Here is a 16,907-nt window from a genome sequence, read left to right on the forward strand (position 1 = left end):
AGATCAAAAATAAAAGCCTGTCTATTAACAGACAGGCTTTTATTTTTAACTGTTTTGGAAGTTACGTAAGAACTTCGCGGTTTTTTCATTTTGTGGGTGGTTAAGCAATTGGTCAGGACTTCCTTGCTCAGCAATGACGCCGTCGCTGATGAAGAAGACTTGATCGGAAACGTCGCGGGCAAAGGCCATTTCGTGAGTAACAATAATCATTGTTAATCCAGTAGTGGCTAGGTCCTTCATAACGCTGAGAACTTCGCCGACCATTTCTGGGTCAAGGGCACTAGTTGGCTCATCGAATAATAGAATTTCTGGATCCATCGAAATCGCGCGGGCAATTGCGACCCGTTGTTGTTGACCACCGGACAATTGCTTAGGACGGGCATTAATGTATTCTGCCATGCCGACCTTTTTCAGGTTGTCGACAGCAACTTTGCGGGCTTCTTCTTTAGAACGCTTCAAAACTAGTTCTTGGCCAACCATGCAGTTGGCTAAGACGTCTTTGTTCTCAAATAAGTCAAACTGTTGGAAGACCATGCCGACTTTAGCACGGTAGATATTACGGTTATAACCTGGTGCCAAGACGTTTTCACCATGGAAGTCGATTTCACCAGCTGTTGGTTCTTCCAGCATGTTGATGCAGCGCAAAGTGGTTGATTTACCACCACCAGAGGGACCAATAATTGTAGCAATTTCGCCCTTTTTAATATCAAATGAAATATCCTTCAATACTTGGTGAGTGCCAAAAGATTTTTGAATATGCTTTAAACTTAAAATCGTATCGTTTGCTTGCGTCATGATTTGTTAACCTCCGTCTTTTCGGTTGAGCCGACCTGAACTTGGTTGGCCATTAAATTATAGTTTTTACTGCCTTCAAGGTGCTTTTCAATTAAATTAAAAATTCTGGTAATCGTGAAGGTCAGAATTAGGTAGATTACAGAAATTGTTAGGTAAGTTGGGAAGAACTTGAACGTTTGACTGGCAATCGTAGTCCCAACAAAGAACAGTTCGGAAACAGAAATAATACTTAAAACTGACGTGTCCTTGATGTTAACGATAAATTCGTTGGTAATGGATGGCAGACAGTTTCTGATGGCTTGCGGCAGAATAATGTGCCACATTCTTTGGTTATGGCTCATTCCTAAGGCACTAGCTGCTTCAAATTGCCCTTTTGGCGTTGACATAATCCCACCGCGGATAATTTCGGCTAGGTAAGCACCAGTGTTAATGGAAACAATTACCAAGGCGGCGATTGTTCGGTCAATGTTCAGGTGCCATAACTGGGCGATACCATAATAGATAACAGCAGCTTGAACCATCATTGGCGTGCCCCGGAAAATTTCAATATAAACTGATAGTAACCAATCAATAAACTTCAATGTCCATCTTTTGCCGCGAGTTGTTGGTGTTGGAATAGTCCGGATAACGCCAACGAATAGTCCAATGAAGAAACCGGCAATAGTACCAACTGAGGCAAGCAATAAGGTCATGCCAATCCCGCTAATAATCATGCCGCCGTATTGTTGCCAAATGGAGACAAACCAGTTTTGTTGTTTGCCCTTTTTACCTTTAGCATTATCGGTTTTAGGTTGCTGCTTAATAGCTGCGGTCATTAACTTTGTTCTTTTGGAATTAGGAATTGTGGCGAGAATTTGGTTAACTTGCTTGAGCAGCTGTTTGTTAGGCTTGGCAATTCCGATAGAAGTTACTGATTCTTCCTTGGTTGCGTGGAAGCCTGCCATCTTGTTGACAGGAATTGCCTTGATGTCGGGGTCAACCATTTTGAATGATGTGGCTTCGGTATCTTCGGCAACGTAACCATCAATCGTGCCTGAAATTAAACTTTGGCGCATTGCCGCGAAGTCGCGCATTGCCGGTTGCTTCTTAGCGCCCTTTAATTGGCTGATTAATTGGTAGTGGAACGTTCCTTGTTGCCCCGTTAATTTGGCACCCTTAAAGTCACTTAGACTTTTGGCATTTGCGTATTTACTGTTAGCTTTAGTAATAACGACAAACGTGCTGCGTCTGTAAGGCTGAGAAAAGTTAATTGCCTTCTCACGCTCAGCAGTAGGACTCATGCCGGCAATAATTAAATCTGCCTTGCCACTGGTCAAGGCAGGTAATAGCCCGTCCCATTCAGTCTTAAAGACGACTACTTTGCGGTGCAGTTTTTTGCCGATAATTTTTGCGATTTTGACATCGTAACCGTTGGCAAAAGTATGGGAACCGTCAATTGGAACGGCACCGTTGGCTTTATTAGTTTGGGTCCAGTTATATGGCTGGTAGTTAGCCTCCATTGCGACTTTGAGGACACCATTATCTTTAGCGTAAGCTCGCGGAGACAATCCTAGTGTGATTGCTAGCCCGAGCAAGATTGCAATGAAAATAGATAACCATTTACTTTTTGACTTCATTTTAAAACCTCCAAATTGTTTTAAATAAAGCCAACACAATAAAAGCGTAAACCAAAAACCTCGCTGCGTTCGCAACGAGGTTACAATTAATCATATTTAGACAAATCATATAGCGCTCCCCGGGGACGAACCGGGACAGTCTGCAAGATATGCTCCTGCAGCCCAACAAAAAAGTGACGCAAATCAAATTCTTGTTTCGGCGGCAATTCTTCTAACTAGCCATTATTGCGTTTGCGCGCTAGGACTAGGTTCGTAATTGTCGCGACCTCTATTGCATTGGAAATTATTTAACTTAGAGAGAATGATAGGCTAAAAATTACGTCTTGTCAACTCAAGGCCTGATGATGATTAATGATGAAATATAAGATGAAGCGAGATAGTAGTTAATTTAAACTGCTGCTTGATGTGAAAATGAATGATAAAGCTCTTGGACTTATTTGGTTAAGTATTTTTTGGCAAATTGTTCATAAAATTCAGTGGCTGCCAAGTAGTCGGGAATATCAACGTACTCGTCAACTTGGTGGCAACTGTCATTTCCGGGTCCAATGCTAAACATGGTTGGTGCTGACGGACTATTGACGAATTTAGATGCATCGGTGGTTCCTGACTCGGTGAATAAGTTAACTGGGCGTTTTAGAATATTTTCAAGTAACTTTTGAGCTGCTTGGACGTATTCATCGTTTTCGTCACCAGAGACAGCTTCGCCCAAATAATCGTATTGCAATTCAAAATGGTGCTGCGGCATCTGGTTAACTTCATTAATAACATCTTCTAAAATCGTTTGAATGTCTTTAACTGTATAGAACGGGTTAATGCGAATATTGCCGCGGGCAACGACCTTATCGGGCATACTGTTGACTTGGTCACCGCCGGAAATCATCGTAATGTTGTGCAGAACGGGGCCTAATTTTTCATGAATTTTTGGTAAATGACGCAACTTTTGATTGGCTAATTGAATGAAGTCGGTCATATTGTCAATGGCATTGAGAACATTCAATTGGGCAGAGTGAGCGACTTTACCATAGGAGGTGACGGTGTAGTCAATGTCGCCGTTATTGGAATAAGAAATATCGAGGTTGGAGTCTTCGCCAATGACGATAACGTCCAAATCGTCGATAAAACCTTCTTTAGTCAGTTCTTCAGCGCCCCATTGCCCAGTTTCTTCACCAACTGACATTAACAGCCGCAATTCACCTGTTAACGGCACATTATCTTCAAGTAAAGATAGCAAGGTCGCAATCATTCCGGCTAAGCCGCTCTTCATATCAGTCGTGCCGCGGCCGTACATTTTGGTGTCATTATCGTATAATTTGCCGGAAAATGGATCGTCGCGCCAAGCTTCGCGGTTCCCTAGATTAACGACATCCATGTGTCCGGAAAAACCGAGCTTGAAATTACCGTTGGTAGGTCCAATTGAAATGACACAACTTTCACGGTCGCCTTGGTAGGGTACGCGAGTGATGCGGACGCGATCGCCAAACGGGGCAAACAGCTTAACAACATAATCAACGACCTTTTTTTCGTGGTCGTCAATGGTTTCAATTTGGATTAAATCCTGCAATAACTTAATTTGTCTTTGTTTATCTAACATATTTTTCCCTTACTTTTATAGATAATTATTTGTCTCTAGTAGCAACTTGAACTTGGTTAGCCATTAAGTTGTAGTCCTTACTACCATCAAGATGTTTTTCAATTAAATTGAAGATTCTGGTAATTGTGAACGTCAAAATCAGGTAAATTGCGGAAATTGTCAGGTAAGTTGGGAAGAACTTGAAAGTTTGACTGGCAATAGTTGAACCGACGAAGAACAATTCCGAAACGGAAATGATGCTCAATACCGAAGTATCCTTAATGTTAACGATAAACTCGTTAGTAATTGACGGTAGACAGTTTCTAATGGCTTGCGGCAAAATAATGTGCCACATTCTTTGATTGTGGGTCATTCCCAAAGCACTGGCAGCTTCGAATTGGCCTTGCGGTGTGGAGATAATCCCGCCGCGGATAATTTCAGCTAAGTAAGCACCAGTATTAATGGAAACAATGATTAGAGCAGCCGCGGTACGGTCAATATTAATGTGCCAGAACTGAGCGATACCATAGTAGATAACGGCAGCCTGAACCATCATTGGCGTGCCCCGGAAAATTTCAATATAAACGGATAACAGCCAGTCGACAAACTTTAATGCCCATTTCTTGCCGTTAGTTGTTGGTGTTGGAATGGTGCGAATAATGCCGACAAACAGACCAATGAAGAACCCGGCAATGGTACCGACTGCTGCAAGCAGCAAGGTCATGCCAATCCCGCTCATAATCATGCCGCCATATTGCTTGAGCATGGAAATGAGCCAACTTTGCTTTTTACCGTTTTTGCCTTTCTTGGAATCAGTTTTTGGCTGCTCCTTAATGGCTTCGGTCATTAGCTTAGTTCTCTTAGATTTCGAAATTGTAGCTAGGACTTTATTAACTTGCTTGAGCAGTTTCGGGTTAGTCTTGGCAACACCAATTGAGGAAACCATCTGTGCCTTAGTGACGTGGAAACCTTTCATTGGGTTAAGCGGTATGGCTCTAATGTCAGGGTCAACCATCTTGAAGGAAATCGCTTCAGTTGAATCGGCAATATAACCATCAATGGTACCGGAAATTAAACTTTGCCTCATCGCCGAAAAGTCCTTCATGTTAGGCTCTTTTTTAGCGCCAGGCAACTGGTTGATTAATTGATAGTGGAACGTTCCTTGTTGAGCAGTAAGACGTGCACCCTTAAAGTCGGTTAGCTTTTTAGCATTAAGATATTTGCTGCCAGCCTTAGTGACAACGACAAAAACACCGCTCCAATAAGGATTAGTAAAGTTAATGGCCTTTTCCCGTTCTGGTGTAGGACTCATGCCGGCAATGATTAAGTCGGCTTTGCCGCTAGTTAGAGCAGGCAATAGTCCGTCCCATTCGGTTTTCATGACAACAATTTTTTTGTGCAGCTTTTTACCAATAATTTTGGCTATTTTGACATCATAGCCATTGGCATAGGTGTGAGAACCATCAATGGGTACAGCACCATTGGACTTATCGGTCTGAGTCCAGTTGTTAGGCGAATAATTGGCTTCCATTGCGACTTTGAGGACGCCATCATCTTTTTTAGCAGCACTAGCTTGATTATTATTCAAGCTAAGGCCACTAATTAAAGTGAAAACGACTGCAAATAACGCAACTAGCCATCTGGTTTTTGACTTCATTTTAAAACCTCCAAATTGTTTTAAATAAAGCCAATACAATAAAAAGCGTAAATAAAAACCTCACTGCTAAATAGCAATGAGGTTACAAGTGATCATATTTAAACAAATCATATAGCGCTCCCCGGGGACGAACCGGGACAGTCTGCAAGATATGTTCTTGCAGCCCAACCATGAACTTGCGCTGGACAAATTCATGGTTTCGGCGGTAATTCTTGAGCTAATCGTCATCGCATCACGCGTGCTCGGATTAGGTTTGTAATTATCGCGACCTCTATTGCATTGGAAATTATTAACTTGGTGAAAATATTAAATTAAATTTTACTGATTGTCAACTATATTATCAAAAATAATTTATTAATATTTAATTTTTAATAACGGGAGTTTTTTCGTATTCAGTCAAGTCTTTACCAAAAATTAGGAAGACAATCACGGTAATTATTGCGACAAAAGCTGGCAGTAAAAGTGGTTTTTTAAGTAAGTCAAAAATACCGGCAACAACGGTACCAAAGAAGACATCAAGAAGAGAAGAACCAAAGGTAATGAAACTTGCCTGACCAGACTGAATTGTGACCGCAGTTCGTCTAATGCGCAGCCGCGAAATCCACGTGCTGACGGGGATGCAGGAAAGCATGACGGCGATAATGCAAATGCTCAAACTGTAAACGCTGGGGCTAACGGCAAAGATGATTAGGCATAGAGCAGGTAAAGCGATTAACATCATACTTTTCTTGAAATTCAAATTGGTGCGTAACACTAGATTGCCCAAGGTAGTCCCAACTGCATAATCGACAACCAAATAGACGATCTTGGTATATTCGGGATCAACGCTGCTCCAGAGATAAACCATTAGACTATTAAAGTAGCCCATCAAAAGACTAACAAAGATTGCCAGAATAATTGAACTGCGCAAACCAGTATTAGCTTTAATTAGCCGGTAAATCTTTTTGATTTGGGCTAAAGTTGAATTGGTTGCTAGGTCATGACCAACAAGGTTTGGGTCATAGTTTTCATCTAATAAACTAGTGGGGATAAAGAACAGCAGGTAGGAAATACTGCCAACTAACAACAAAAATTTGTAGATAATTGAACCATCATTAAATTCGCTAGCTAGAACGTATGCACAGCCAATTGCCAGATAACTTAAAATTAGGCCAATATTGCCAAAAGTGGTATTCTTACCGATTACCATGTCAACTTGCTCGTCAGGAATAAACCGCTTGGTAGCCCCGTTATATGCGGATTGAGCAAAGAGAGAAATAAAAGTCATTATAATATCGCAGCCAATATAGGCATAAATAAAGTATCTGCCTTTAAATAGGAATGGGATTAGTAGAATTAAGCCAAGTAGGGGATAAGTAACTTGTAAGGCTTTCTTCTTACTGATGTGATCCATAGTAGAACCGACAAAAAGCGTCAAGATGATAACGCCAAAGGATTCTAAGCTGGAAAAGATACTATTGACGGTAACTGACCGCGAAAAAGACGCGATTAAAATTGAGCCGCCGATGCCGACAGCTAGGTCACCAAGATTAGAAATCAATGCCATAATTGGTAAGAGAGAAGAATTACGTACTTTTTTCATATTTAGCTCCTGTAAAAATATTATTCAATAATTATGAACTTAATATGAATAATTTTCAATAATGCTAAATATTTTTTAATAATTAAAGAATGAAACCTAGCCCCAACCATGATTTTTATCATAATCGCGCTTTTTCATTCGCGAGACATAAGGATTGCCACTGACGTAATAACGCAAAGGCTTCTGTGCCCATTCTTGGTTGGATTGATTAATCCCAATTCGCGGACCAGCAATAATTTTAACTGCATGCCTTTTATGAGCATTATCAAGGTCAATGCTAAACGGCGAATCAGCTAAAAAGTGCAGGTTCCAATGTTTATCATGGATGCCAAAGGCCTGCATCATTTTGGCAGGGCCGTTGGTTAATAAAACGCCGTCTTTGCCATTGCGATTGATAATCATCTGGTCAATGCCCCATGCGGGTTCGATTGCCCTAATTAAAATTCCTTGTGGTTCGTCCAATTCTTGGGTGGCAACGTCAAAGAAAAAATATTGCCTTTGGCTATAAATATAAATGGTGCCGCCAGCGCGATATAGCCCTTCATTAGCTGGACTGCGGCGGTTATTATAGGAATGAGCAGCGCGGTCGTGAATACCCAAATAGGCCTCGGCTTCAACGATATAGCCGCCCATTAAGTGGTTGCCGTCATTGTAAGTTAACGGGCGGCCGATTAGGTCAGCCGTGATTTTGGCGGTAGAATTGTTAGTAAAATAAGTTGAATAATCCATGTTTCTTTCCTAGTAGTACACGATAAACATTAAAGAGGTAATTACGATGACAGAAATTAAATTGGTTCGGATTTATAACCACCAGCAACCTGAAGGATACCGGATTTTGGTTGATCGACTGTGGCCGCGCGGAATGAGTAAAGTTAAGGCTGATTTAGATGAATGGGCCAAGGAAGTGGGCCCGAGTACTGAATTGCGCAAATGGTTTAATCATGATGATGCGAAGTTTGCGTCTTTTAAAGAGAAATATCTTACTGAATTAAAGGCAAATCCTGCGGTGCCGCAATTTTTAGCATTAGTGAAGACACAATTGTCTAAAACAGACGTCTTATTTTTATATGGTGCTAAAAATAAAGAGCACAACCAAGCGGTTGTACTCAAAGAATATGTATTGCAATCCCTATAGCTTTTTGTGGCCGTGGCGTTTAACCCGCCAGAAGTGAAAGGCAATTGTCAGTAGAAGAATGCCAAAGACAATCATTGCAAACACCGTATTAGGCAGTTCGTAATTAAATGGCGGCAGCGACAGCAACAATTTAAGTGCGATAATCCCAATTAAAATGTAGGCCATTGGCTGTAATTCGGGGATAATGTCCATTAACTTGATGATAACTTCGGCTACGCCCCGCATGCACAGGATACCAATCATACCGCCGATTAAGACAATTACCGGATTGCTGGACACTGCCAAGGCAGCCAGAACGGAGTCAATGGAGAAGACGATATCCATTGCTTCAATTGAAATAACTGTGCGCCAGAAAAGGGATAAAACGTGTTTGCCTTTTTTGGTCTGGTGCTTACTAAGCTTAGCTTCTTCCGCCTTTTCTTTTGCGGCTGCCTTTTGCGGGTGGCGTTGATCGTAGAAAAACTTAACTGCCAAATAGAAGAGGTAGAAACTGCCGGCTAACTTAATCTCCCAAAAATTAATCAGGTAAGTTCCGATACCGATAACAATAAAGCGAAAAATATATGCGCCCCAGAGACCGTAGAATAATGACTTTTCCTGTTGCTTTTTGTCAGGTAAGGCCTTAGTTTGCGCGGCTAGGACCACTGCATTGTCAACGGACAACAGACATTCCATTAAAATTAGGGTAAGGATAATCATCCAATCCTTACCGCTGGTTAAAACGTGCAGCCAGTTGCTGGCACTGAAAAACGGCGCGTACATTTTAATAATTGAATTGATAATCGACATCTAAAAACTCTTTTCTAAATTAATCAGGTGCTTTTTATAGTTTTTGCCCAAACGATATTGCCCATAAGTACCATCAGCGTGAATTACCCGATGACAGGGAATAAAAAATAATACTGGATTAAGAGCAACGGCATGAGCAACTGCCCGGACAGCACTAGGCTGGTTAATCGCCTGAGCCAAGTCCTGATAACTAATGGTTTGGCCATAAGGAATTTGTCTTACTTGATTAAGCACTTTGTGCTGCCAAGGGGTGACTATTTGGCTGATACTTAACGGTAAATCAAATTCCTTTCGACTTCCAGTTAAAAATTCGGCTAATTCGTGAATGTAGGGAGCTAGTTTTGCTGGGTCATATAATAACTTTTCCGTTGGATAAAAATGACTGATTGATAAGGTTGGCAAGTCTTTTTGCCCAACATAGGTTAGACCGTTTTTGTTTGCCATTAGCTCAAACGTCATATAGTTAACGGTCAAATCGGCGTAGTAAAGCATTAGAGTTGTTCAAAAACGTCCAGCGCGTCCGCGATAATTGAAGAAATGCCGGCTGCTGGAATTTCGGTCTTATTAATTGCCCAAACTTTGGCGTTATTTTGCCGGTAAGACAATAATTGGGCGAACGGATAAACAACGAAGCTTGTTCCAGAAATAATTACTAGGTCAGAATTTTGCATGGCGTTAACGGACTTGGATAAATTATCGCCGTTGATGGCTTCACCATAGAGCACGATGCCGGGACGAATGATGCCGCCGCAGTTTTCGTGGCGGAAGCTTTTGGCATATTCTGCGTAAGCAACAGGTTGGTGGCACTTGGTGCAGTAAATATCGTAAAGGTTGCCGTGAAATTCGGTCACGTGTTGATTGCCGGCTTTTGTATCAAGATGGTCAACGTTTTGGGTAATCAAGTCGCCTTTTTCATTGCAAAGCTCAGCGATTTTTTGGTGGATGGCGTTAGGCTTGGCATCAGGGAAGTACATGTTATCCATGACAAATTTGTAGAAAAAGTCAGGCCGACTGTTGAGCGTTTCTGCGCTTAAAATGGTCTCGGGACTTTCGGACACGCCATCGTAAATACCGTTTTTGGAGCGATAGTCGGGGATGCCGGAATGGGTAGAAACACCAGCACCAGTTAGAAACGTGATGTGTTGGGCTTGGTCAATGTCGTGCTTTAATTCGGTTATTTGTTTTGGGTCAATCATTAGTTTTGTACCTTTCTTAAAATCAATTCACTATCTGTAGTTTACTACAATGTGGTTCCAATGAACGAGTTTAGTAAGGCAGACTAAAGCTTTTGAGTTTTTAAATCAGACAAATATTATTTGACAAACTGCACTCTACCTGAGGCCCACATGGCATAGAAGAATAGGATTATACAAATTATTGCTGAAATCACTAGTCCTAAAATTATAGCAATGAAGGAATTGATGTTCTTTCTTTGAAAGAACGTAGTTAATGTGTCATTATATCTAATAAATAAAGTCCCAAAACTACCGTAGAAAAATTAAATAGTTTGAACCACGGGCAAATCAAAATTAGAAGTAACTCTACTACTGAAAGAATCTTTACCCATTTATATACCTTAGGGGATAATAATTCGTACATAGTTTCTTTATCTTTAATCATTGATAACTCCAATGTCTAAATTTATTTAACAAATTCAACTCTACCTGAGGCCCACATGGCATAGAAAAATAGGATAGCTGAAGTTATCATTCCTAAAGCGAATGCAAGCAAAATAGCAATAGGACCAATAATTCGATGCTTTTGAAAGAAAGTAGCCAGTGGGTCTACTAAAAGCATCAAATAAGTTCCAATCAAAGATACGCTAAAATCAAACAATTTGAACCATGGAATAATTAAAATCCCAAGTAATACAATTATCGTGATTAACCACGCGAATTTATATCCTTTGGGATTTAAAATTGCTTCTCGCATAGTTCCTTTATATTTATCTTTTATAATTGTCAACTCCAGTCATGTATATACTGCATACATTTTTATATTTTAATAGTATATAAAAGAGGCGATATATATTCAAGTTTGTTTTCATTAGTAGAATTAAGCAAATAAAAATACACGACCCCGGTAAACTATCGGAATCGTGTATTAGCAGTTTTTATAACAAAGGAATATCATGCTTGGCGCATTCAGCGATCATTTCTTTAGGCCAGATGCTGGCTTGGACTTCGCCAATGTGCGCCTTGCCCAGCAGCAACATGCATAGTCGTGATTGCCCAATGCCGCCGCCGATTGAGTAAGGAAGCTCACCCTTTAGCAGCATTTGGTGGAATGGCAACTTTTCACGGTCAAGGCAGTCAGCCTTGGTTAGTTGTTCGTGCAGACTTTCGGGGCTAATGCGAATTCCCATTGAAGAAACTTCCAGCTTTTGTTTGAGTGGTTCATACCAGAAGATCAAATCGCCGTTTAGTTGCCAGTCATCGTAATCTGGTGCGCGACCATCGTGAGGTTTGCCGCTGCGATTTAACTTGTCGCCAATCTTCATTAAGAATACGGCTTTTTCTTCCTTGGCAATCTTGTTTTCACGTTCCTCAGGGCTGATGTCTGGCCAGCGGTCTTCCAGTTCTTGCGTTGTTACGAAGTGGACTTCGTCAGGCAAGCGATAAGTCGAAGCGGGATAACGTTCGGCACATTCAGCTTCAATTTGCTTAATTGCGGCGTAAATCTTTTGCACGGTTTGCTTTAGGGTTTCAATCGTTCGATCTTCCTTGCTGATGACCTTTTCCCAATCCCATTGGTCAACATAGATGGAGTGGAAGTTATCCATTTCTTCATCGCGGCGGATAGCGTTCATGTTGGTGTAAAGTCCTTCATGCATGCCGAAGTCATACTTCTTCAGCGCCATCCGTTTCCACTTGGCAAGTGAGTGGACAATTTCAATTGTATCGTCCTTAGGCATGTCTTTGGCGTCAAAGGCAACGGGTCGTTCAACGCCGTTTAAGTTGTCGTTTAAACCTGTGTCTTTTTCGACAAACATTGGTGCAGACATCCGCTGCAAGTTAAGCTTTTGCGCTAGAATGGTTTGGAATCGTTCCCGAATGAAGACAATAGCTGCTTCAGTGTCACGAATTGTTAAAGTTGGCTGATATTTTTCTGGCAAAATTAAAGTCATGGTTGTTTACCTCCAAAATTAGGTCAAAGAAAAAGCCCTTTGTCCAATTGTCAATTCAATAGGACGAAAGGCTTTTTCCGCGGTACCACCTAAATTGCTCAAACTATGAGCCAACTCATGAAGCACTAACATGCTTCACCAGCGTGGTAACGTACTGGGGACGACGCAACCTACTCTAGTAAAATTTCAGTGCGTTGCTAAAAGGGTTTTTCGATAATTCAGGGTCTGGTGCATTCTCACTAACTGCACCTCACTGAATAGAGATAAATTATTTACTCGTCTTTATCATTGCATTTATTTTAATGATATTTAACACTAATTTTAATAAAATTGCAAGCAAAAATTAATTATATTCGATATGACTATCGAAATTGGGTCACTCTGTTATAATAATAAAGAATAATAGCGAGGAGAATTTTTATGGGAAATTCGACATTTTTATATTTTCTTTTTGATGCTGTAGTGCTTGGCTACACCTGTTACAGCTGGTTCTGGCAAGCAAGCATTGACTTGAAGGGGCGTTATCGAACTTCATCAATTGTCTGGACAGTAATAATCATTTGGGCCGGCTTTGCGTGGGAACTTTTAGAAAAAGGTGATCCGGGCCTGAGTATGTTCCTAGCTATCTTCTTGTTAATGGGAATTATTGATGGCTTTTCCGGTTTAACACCCAAAAGGGCAGTAGTTTCAGGATATATTAGGCGGACAGTTTCTTATCAAGATATTGCCCTAGTAACTTTAATTAAGGTACCCAACCCTAAGAAAAAAATGGTCATTTGCATTCTGACTACTAATAAGCACCAGCAATATTATCTGCGATTTTCTGAAGGGGTTGCGCAAATTATTGCCGTCTTGAAAAATCGCATTGGTCATAATGTTCGAATTGAAGTACAAGATATTTTATAAATAAAAAAGGCAGTTAAATAAATTCTAACTGCTCTTTTTATGCCTTAAATCTTATGATAAACTATTTATGTATTTATTATTTTTTATAGGTATATATGGGAGTATGTATGAAGGTAAGATTGAAAAACAAGAATAACAATATAAAAGAAGTGAAGCTAGGATTTAGCTGGACTGAATTTTTCTTTGGTTGGTGGCCAATGCTAATCAGAGGTGATTTTAAGTGGGCCATCATTTCTTTTGTGATAAATGTGGTTCTATTTATATTTTTAGGTGCATTTTCGGCAGCAGCTTGGTATCCATATACATTGATAATGGCCTTCTTCTATAATAAGCTTTATATTAAAGACCTGATAGCCAAAGGTTATGCACCAATTGACACTGGTGATGAAGAGTTACTGAAGAGCAAAGATGTTGATTTTTAGTTAAATTAAAAGACACAGTTTTGATATGAACCCCGAAATTAGAACAATTTAATTTCGGGGTTTTATTATGGCTAAATTAATTAAACTAGACAAAATTGATATTTATAACTTATGAAAAAACTATCATTTTGGTTCAAAATTACTGAGAAAAAGTTTGTGATAATTTAATGTTTCACACGTAAAAACCAATTTAATTTAAAGGCTGATAGCGAAAACATATTCCTATAGTTACTACAGTTTATTATTATTTTATATAATTTTTAAAATTATAAATAAATTAATTCTGTATTTTAAAAGCGTTTGACATAAGACTAAACCAGAATTAAAATTATAAATATTTAAAGTGCGAAAAAGTAGTATATATGCATGAAAATAAAATAATTATATTTATAGAACTATTAGCACTTATGGGTACATCTACGAGTACGGTGTTTGCTAAAACTAAGTCAGTTACACCTGCTCAAAAATGTCGTTTTCCAGAAGCTACTTCGACGTATGTAATTGATAAGCAATCTAAGTATTATAAATCTGTTTGGAAAAAAGCAGTATCTGGTTGGAATAAGGTAGGATTTGATTGGAAGAAAAGTAGTGATTCAAAAATTCATTTGATGGCTCTTACGATAAAGCAAGATAAACGCAGAGTTAAGAATCCTGCTGATAGATTAAATAAAAAAATTGCGGGAATTTGTCTTACGTGGCGTTATGAAGGTACAAATATAATTGCTAAAGAGGATGTAAAGTTAAATAAAGACGCATTATCTAGTAATCATTATACAAAAAAGCAAGCTATAAATGTTGCAGAGCATGAATTAGGTCATGCGTTAGGATTAAATCATAATTTGCCAGGAAGTAAGTCTGTAATGAACCCAGCTAATAGAATTTATCCCATTAGTAAGCCTGATATTCGAGGAATGAAAAAAATTTATTCTACGTCTGTAAATGATGATTTGCTATCAGGTACTAAAAAACCAAAATTAGTACTAACTGTTTTACGTATAAAAGTAAATTCTTTAAAATAATTTTAATAGTTTTAATTATAATAATGAACGAGGAATCTTTATGAATAAATCTAAATTTATGAAAATGAGCATTAGCTTAGCAAGTGTAGTATTAATGCTTGCTGAGAGTACGATGCCTGTAATTGCTAGAACTAATAAAATTTCTCCTGTTGTTCATAGTACAGTTTGTCCAGTAACAGGGGTAACCAATTTACATACGTATTATTCTGGAAAAACACATAAGATAACATTTAAAGGGAATGTAAGTGGTGTTACTAAAATAGCTTTTAAATATAATAATCGAGTTATTAAAAGTGTTAAGGTTCATAAAAACTTTAACACTACGTTAGCCTTTCATGGATATAAGACCTTTAAAATTTGTGATGCTTCTAATAACACTGTGCTCAGAAAAATTTCTGCAACTGAATATGCAACTAAGAAGCCAAAGGTTTACTCACTTAGAGAGGAAAATAATAGATTACAGGTGCAGGTATATGGCAAAAAAGGTGATATTGTAAAGATTTGGAAGAATAGTAAACCTATATTGAGTAAGAAAGTTATTTCTTCAGGAATAACTACTGTGTCGGTAGCAAATAGTAAATTCTCCAATAAAGCTAAGATTAGCCTGACTATGCATACTCTTGGTAAGAAGACCAGTAAGCCGCATGCACTGTATAAATTGGATAAAAATCAGCAAAATATTATTTATTTTCTGCTTATTTATTCACGAATAAACTACGGAATACTGTAAACTTCGCAGGCAATTTTTACAACTTGAACAAAATAAAAAAAGCTTTTACAGATAAGTGTAAAAGCTTTTTTCATTCAATTATAAAATCGGTGATAACATTCTGGAAAAACTCTGCAAAGTGCGCAGCCAGCGGCCTTGCTTGGCAATCATGTCTGGTGTAAGCAAAGTTGACTGCTTCATATCTTCTTCAAAAGCATGGGCGACTTCACTGGTGAAGTTCTTGTCATAAAAAATCGCAATGTCCTCAAAATTCAGGTCATAAGAACGATAATCTTGATTCATGGAACCAACAGTTGCAAAGTCGTCATCAACGACAATTGTCTTGGCATGGATAAAGCCATTATTGTAAATATAAATCTTGACGCCATAACGCGACAATTCATTGGCGTACCACTGTGTTGCCCGGTAAATGAATGGATGGTCCGGCTTGCACGGAATCATGATACGCAGGTCAACTCCCGACATGGCAATTGTCTGCAGGGTCGCAAACATCGCATCATCAGGAATGAGGTAAGGTGTTTGCAGCCAAAGTCGCTTTTTGGCTTGCGACATTAGCTTCATAATTCCGTTGCGCATGTTGGCGTTGTAATGGTCGGGACCATCGGAAATGATTTGCGTTGCGACATCGCCGGGGTGGATTTCATTTTCATCTAAATCAGGGAAAAGCAGGTGGTTAAAGGTAATCAGCTGACTATCTTTTTGAATTGAAGCATTCCAATCCATGACGAACCGCTCTTGAAGCAGCAGTGAAGCTGAACCAACGATGCGTACCTGACTGTCGCGCCAGTAGCCGAATTTCTTTTTGCGGCTTAAATACTGGTCGCCAATATTAAAACCGCCAGTCCATGAAATCCTACCATCGACAACTACAATCTTGCGGTGCAGGTGGTAATTAATCCGGTACCGCGTAATCATGTTGCGTGATGTAACAAAGGGTAGAACTTGTCCGCCGACTTGGCATAATTGGTTAAACCATGACTTGGTTGCTCCCATTGACCCCCAAGCATCGTAAAGGACACGGACAGTCACACCCTCGCAGGCTTTTCTAATCAACAAATTAAGGATTTCGTTGCCAATATCATCATTATAAAAAGTATAAAATTCCACGTTGATGGTTTCACGGGCATTTTTAATATCTTGAATCATGTCGGCAAACATTGGCTGTCCGTCAGTATAGAGCTTGACCTGATTGTTCTTACTTAATGGCGATTCACCTTGGCGGTCAAAGAAGTGAACGACCATCTTGGCCTTGTTAGAAGTATCTGATGAGCTAATCTTCTTGGGTGCCTTAGTGATTGACTTTTGGACGTTGCTCAGACCGATGTGGTGCTGCTTGTTAATGGCGAAGATGTTTTCTTGTGAAATTCCCCGACCAAAAAAGCCGTACATAATCATTCCAATTACTGGAAAGACAAGTAGGATAATTAGCCAGGCCCACGTTGTTGAAACAGACCGGCGTCTGTGAAAGACAATGTAAAAGGCGAGAATAGTGTTGGTAATAACGATGATACGCGCAATGTCGCGAAGCAGACTCACGGAAATCCTCCAGAATAATAAAA

General features: G+C 39.6%; 17 protein-coding genes, 1 riboswitch and 1 other annotated feature. Of the genes, 5 read left to right on the plus strand and 12 right to left on the minus strand.

Going from position 1 to position 16,907, the window contains the following annotated elements:
• Positions 1–45: 45 nt before the first annotated feature.
• The 6 genes from OZX58_RS00455 to OZX58_RS00480 form a co-directional block, all read right to left on the minus strand.
• Positions 46–795, minus strand: coding sequence for an amino acid ABC transporter ATP-binding protein (locus OZX58_RS00455; protein WP_277130946.1), 750 nt, complete (start codon positions 793–795; stop codon positions 46–48).
• The gene (locus OZX58_RS00460) at positions 792–2,411 is read right to left on the minus strand and encodes an ABC transporter substrate-binding protein/permease (protein ID WP_277141035.1); all 1,620 of its coding nucleotides are present in this window, start codon (positions 2,409–2,411) and stop codon (positions 792–794) included. Before OZX58_RS00460 ends, OZX58_RS00455 begins: the two co-directional genes overlap by 4 nt.
• A 102-nt stretch (positions 2,412–2,513) precedes the next feature.
• Positions 2,514–2,690, minus strand: a riboswitch (Lysine riboswitch).
• Positions 2,691–2,844: 154 nt separating this feature from the next.
• Positions 2,845–4,002, minus strand: coding sequence for an ArgE/DapE family deacylase (locus OZX58_RS00465; protein WP_277141036.1), 1,158 nt, complete (start codon positions 4,000–4,002; stop codon positions 2,845–2,847).
• Between the two features lie 25 nt (positions 4,003–4,027).
• A complete protein-coding gene (locus tag OZX58_RS00470) occupies positions 4,028–5,638 on the minus strand; it encodes an ABC transporter substrate-binding protein/permease (RefSeq protein WP_277141037.1) in 1,611 nt (536 codons plus the stop codon).
• Positions 5,639–5,999: 361 nt separating this feature from the next.
• Positions 6,000–7,220, minus strand: a complete 1,221-nt coding sequence (locus OZX58_RS00475) for a hypothetical protein (RefSeq protein ID WP_277141038.1) — start codon at positions 7,218–7,220, stop codon at positions 6,000–6,002.
• A gap of 96 nt (positions 7,221–7,316) precedes the next feature.
• Positions 7,317–7,949 carry a DNA-3-methyladenine glycosylase gene (locus OZX58_RS00480; protein ID WP_277141039.1) on the minus strand — a complete coding sequence of 211 codons (633 nt, stop codon included), beginning with the start codon at positions 7,947–7,949 and terminating at the stop codon, positions 7,317–7,319.
• 46 nt (positions 7,950–7,995) lie between these two features.
• On the opposite strand from OZX58_RS00480, the gene OZX58_RS00485 reads away from it, so the two are divergent.
• Complete coding sequence (locus OZX58_RS00485) at positions 7,996–8,355, plus strand: DUF488 family protein (RefSeq protein ID WP_277141040.1); 360 nt, start codon at positions 7,996–7,998, stop codon at positions 8,353–8,355.
• Here OZX58_RS00485 and OZX58_RS00490 read toward each other — a convergent pair.
• From OZX58_RS00490 to asnA, 5 genes are all read right to left on the minus strand, one after another.
• On the minus strand, positions 8,350–9,144 hold the full coding sequence (locus OZX58_RS00490; RefSeq protein ID WP_277130932.1) for a TerC family protein: 795 nt from the start codon (positions 9,142–9,144) through the stop codon (positions 8,350–8,352). The genes OZX58_RS00485 and OZX58_RS00490 overlap by 6 nt on opposite strands.
• Positions 9,145–9,588: a methylated-DNA--[protein]-cysteine S-methyltransferase gene (locus tag OZX58_RS00495; RefSeq protein WP_277141041.1), complete on the minus strand. Its 444-nt coding sequence runs from the start codon at positions 9,586–9,588 to the stop codon at positions 9,145–9,147.
• A gap of 47 nt (positions 9,589–9,635) precedes the next feature.
• On the minus strand, positions 9,636–10,340 hold the full coding sequence (locus OZX58_RS00500; RefSeq protein WP_277141042.1) for an NAD-dependent protein deacylase: 705 nt from the start codon (positions 10,338–10,340) through the stop codon (positions 9,636–9,638).
• A gap of 445 nt (positions 10,341–10,785) precedes the next feature.
• Positions 10,786–11,076 (minus strand): hypothetical protein, encoded by a 291-nt coding sequence (locus OZX58_RS00505; RefSeq protein WP_277141043.1) that lies wholly within the window; start codon positions 11,074–11,076, stop codon positions 10,786–10,788.
• Between the two features lie 181 nt (positions 11,077–11,257).
• Positions 11,258–12,271 (minus strand): aspartate--ammonia ligase, encoded by a 1,014-nt coding sequence (gene asnA / locus OZX58_RS00510; RefSeq protein WP_277141044.1) that lies wholly within the window; start codon positions 12,269–12,271, stop codon positions 11,258–11,260.
• A gap of 56 nt (positions 12,272–12,327) precedes the next feature.
• Positions 12,328–12,569, minus strand: a binding site (T-box leader).
• A gap of 122 nt (positions 12,570–12,691) precedes the next feature.
• Here asnA and OZX58_RS00515 point away from each other — a divergent pair.
• The 4 genes from OZX58_RS00515 to OZX58_RS00530 all read left to right on the plus strand — a co-directional run bounded on the left by OZX58_RS00515 (position 12,692) and on the right by OZX58_RS00530 (position 15,348).
• Positions 12,692–13,177, plus strand: coding sequence for a hypothetical protein (locus OZX58_RS00515; protein WP_277141045.1), 486 nt, complete (start codon positions 12,692–12,694; stop codon positions 13,175–13,177).
• 107 nt (positions 13,178–13,284) lie between these two features.
• On the plus strand, positions 13,285–13,599 hold the full coding sequence (locus tag OZX58_RS00520; RefSeq protein WP_277141046.1) for a DUF2628 domain-containing protein: 315 nt from the start codon (positions 13,285–13,287) through the stop codon (positions 13,597–13,599).
• Positions 13,600–13,961: 362 nt separating this feature from the next.
• Positions 13,962–14,618 (plus strand): matrixin family metalloprotease, encoded by a 657-nt coding sequence (locus tag OZX58_RS00525; protein ID WP_277141047.1) that lies wholly within the window; start codon positions 13,962–13,964, stop codon positions 14,616–14,618.
• Positions 14,619–14,658: 40 nt separating this feature from the next.
• Positions 14,659–15,348: a hypothetical protein gene (locus tag OZX58_RS00530; RefSeq protein ID WP_277141048.1), complete on the plus strand. Its 690-nt coding sequence runs from the start codon at positions 14,659–14,661 to the stop codon at positions 15,346–15,348.
• Positions 15,349–15,426: 78 nt separating this feature from the next.
• Here OZX58_RS00530 and cls read toward each other — a convergent pair whose 3' ends face one another.
• Positions 15,427–16,884, minus strand: coding sequence for a cardiolipin synthase (gene cls / locus OZX58_RS00535; protein ID WP_277141049.1), 1,458 nt, complete (start codon positions 16,882–16,884; stop codon positions 15,427–15,429).
• Between the last annotated feature and the right edge of the window lie 23 nt (positions 16,885–16,907).

Origin of the sequence: Lactobacillus sp. ESL0680 (assembly GCF_029392855.1) — a bacterium.
Taxonomy (GTDB): Bacteria; Bacillota; Bacilli; order Lactobacillales; family Lactobacillaceae; genus Lactobacillus.

Bases quoted from the DNA above. Each gene is read 5' to 3' on its own strand.
- OZX58_RS00460 (WP_277141035.1), bottom strand. From the start codon at position 2,411: ATGAAGTCAAAAAGTAAATGGTTATCTATTTTCATTGCAATCTTGCTC.
- OZX58_RS00485 (WP_277141040.1), top strand. From the start codon at position 7,996: ATGACAGAAATTAAATTGGTTCGGATTTATAACCACCAGCAACCTGAA.
- OZX58_RS00490 (WP_277130932.1), bottom strand. From the start codon at position 9,144: ATGTCGATTATCAATTCAATTATTAAAATGTACGCGCCGTTTTTCAGT.
- OZX58_RS00465 (WP_277141036.1), bottom strand. From the start codon at position 4,002: ATGTTAGATAAACAAAGACAAATTAAGTTATTGCAGGATTTAATCCAA.
- asnA (WP_277141044.1), bottom strand. From the start codon at position 12,271: ATGACTTTAATTTTGCCAGAAAAATATCAGCCAACTTTAACAATTCGT.
- OZX58_RS00515 (WP_277141045.1), top strand. From the start codon at position 12,692: ATGGGAAATTCGACATTTTTATATTTTCTTTTTGATGCTGTAGTGCTT.
- OZX58_RS00470 (WP_277141037.1), bottom strand. From the start codon at position 5,638: ATGAAGTCAAAAACCAGATGGCTAGTTGCGTTATTTGCAGTCGTTTTC.
- OZX58_RS00525 (WP_277141047.1), top strand. From the start codon at position 13,962: ATGCATGAAAATAAAATAATTATATTTATAGAACTATTAGCACTTATG.
- OZX58_RS00495 (WP_277141041.1), bottom strand. From the start codon at position 9,588: ATGGCAAACAAAAACGGTCTAACCTATGTTGGGCAAAAAGACTTGCCA.
- OZX58_RS00500 (WP_277141042.1), bottom strand. From the start codon at position 10,340: ATGATTGACCCAAAACAAATAACCGAATTAAAGCACGACATTGACCAA.
- OZX58_RS00475 (WP_277141038.1), bottom strand. From the start codon at position 7,220: ATGAAAAAAGTACGTAATTCTTCTCTCTTACCAATTATGGCATTGATT.
- OZX58_RS00530 (WP_277141048.1), top strand. From the start codon at position 14,659: ATGAATAAATCTAAATTTATGAAAATGAGCATTAGCTTAGCAAGTGTA.
- OZX58_RS00505 (WP_277141043.1), bottom strand. From the start codon at position 11,076: ATGCGAGAAGCAATTTTAAATCCCAAAGGATATAAATTCGCGTGGTTA.
- OZX58_RS00455 (WP_277130946.1), bottom strand. From the start codon at position 795: ATGACGCAAGCAAACGATACGATTTTAAGTTTAAAGCATATTCAAAAA.
- OZX58_RS00520 (WP_277141046.1), top strand. From the start codon at position 13,285: ATGAAGGTAAGATTGAAAAACAAGAATAACAATATAAAAGAAGTGAAG.
- OZX58_RS00480 (WP_277141039.1), bottom strand. From the start codon at position 7,949: ATGGATTATTCAACTTATTTTACTAACAATTCTACCGCCAAAATCACG.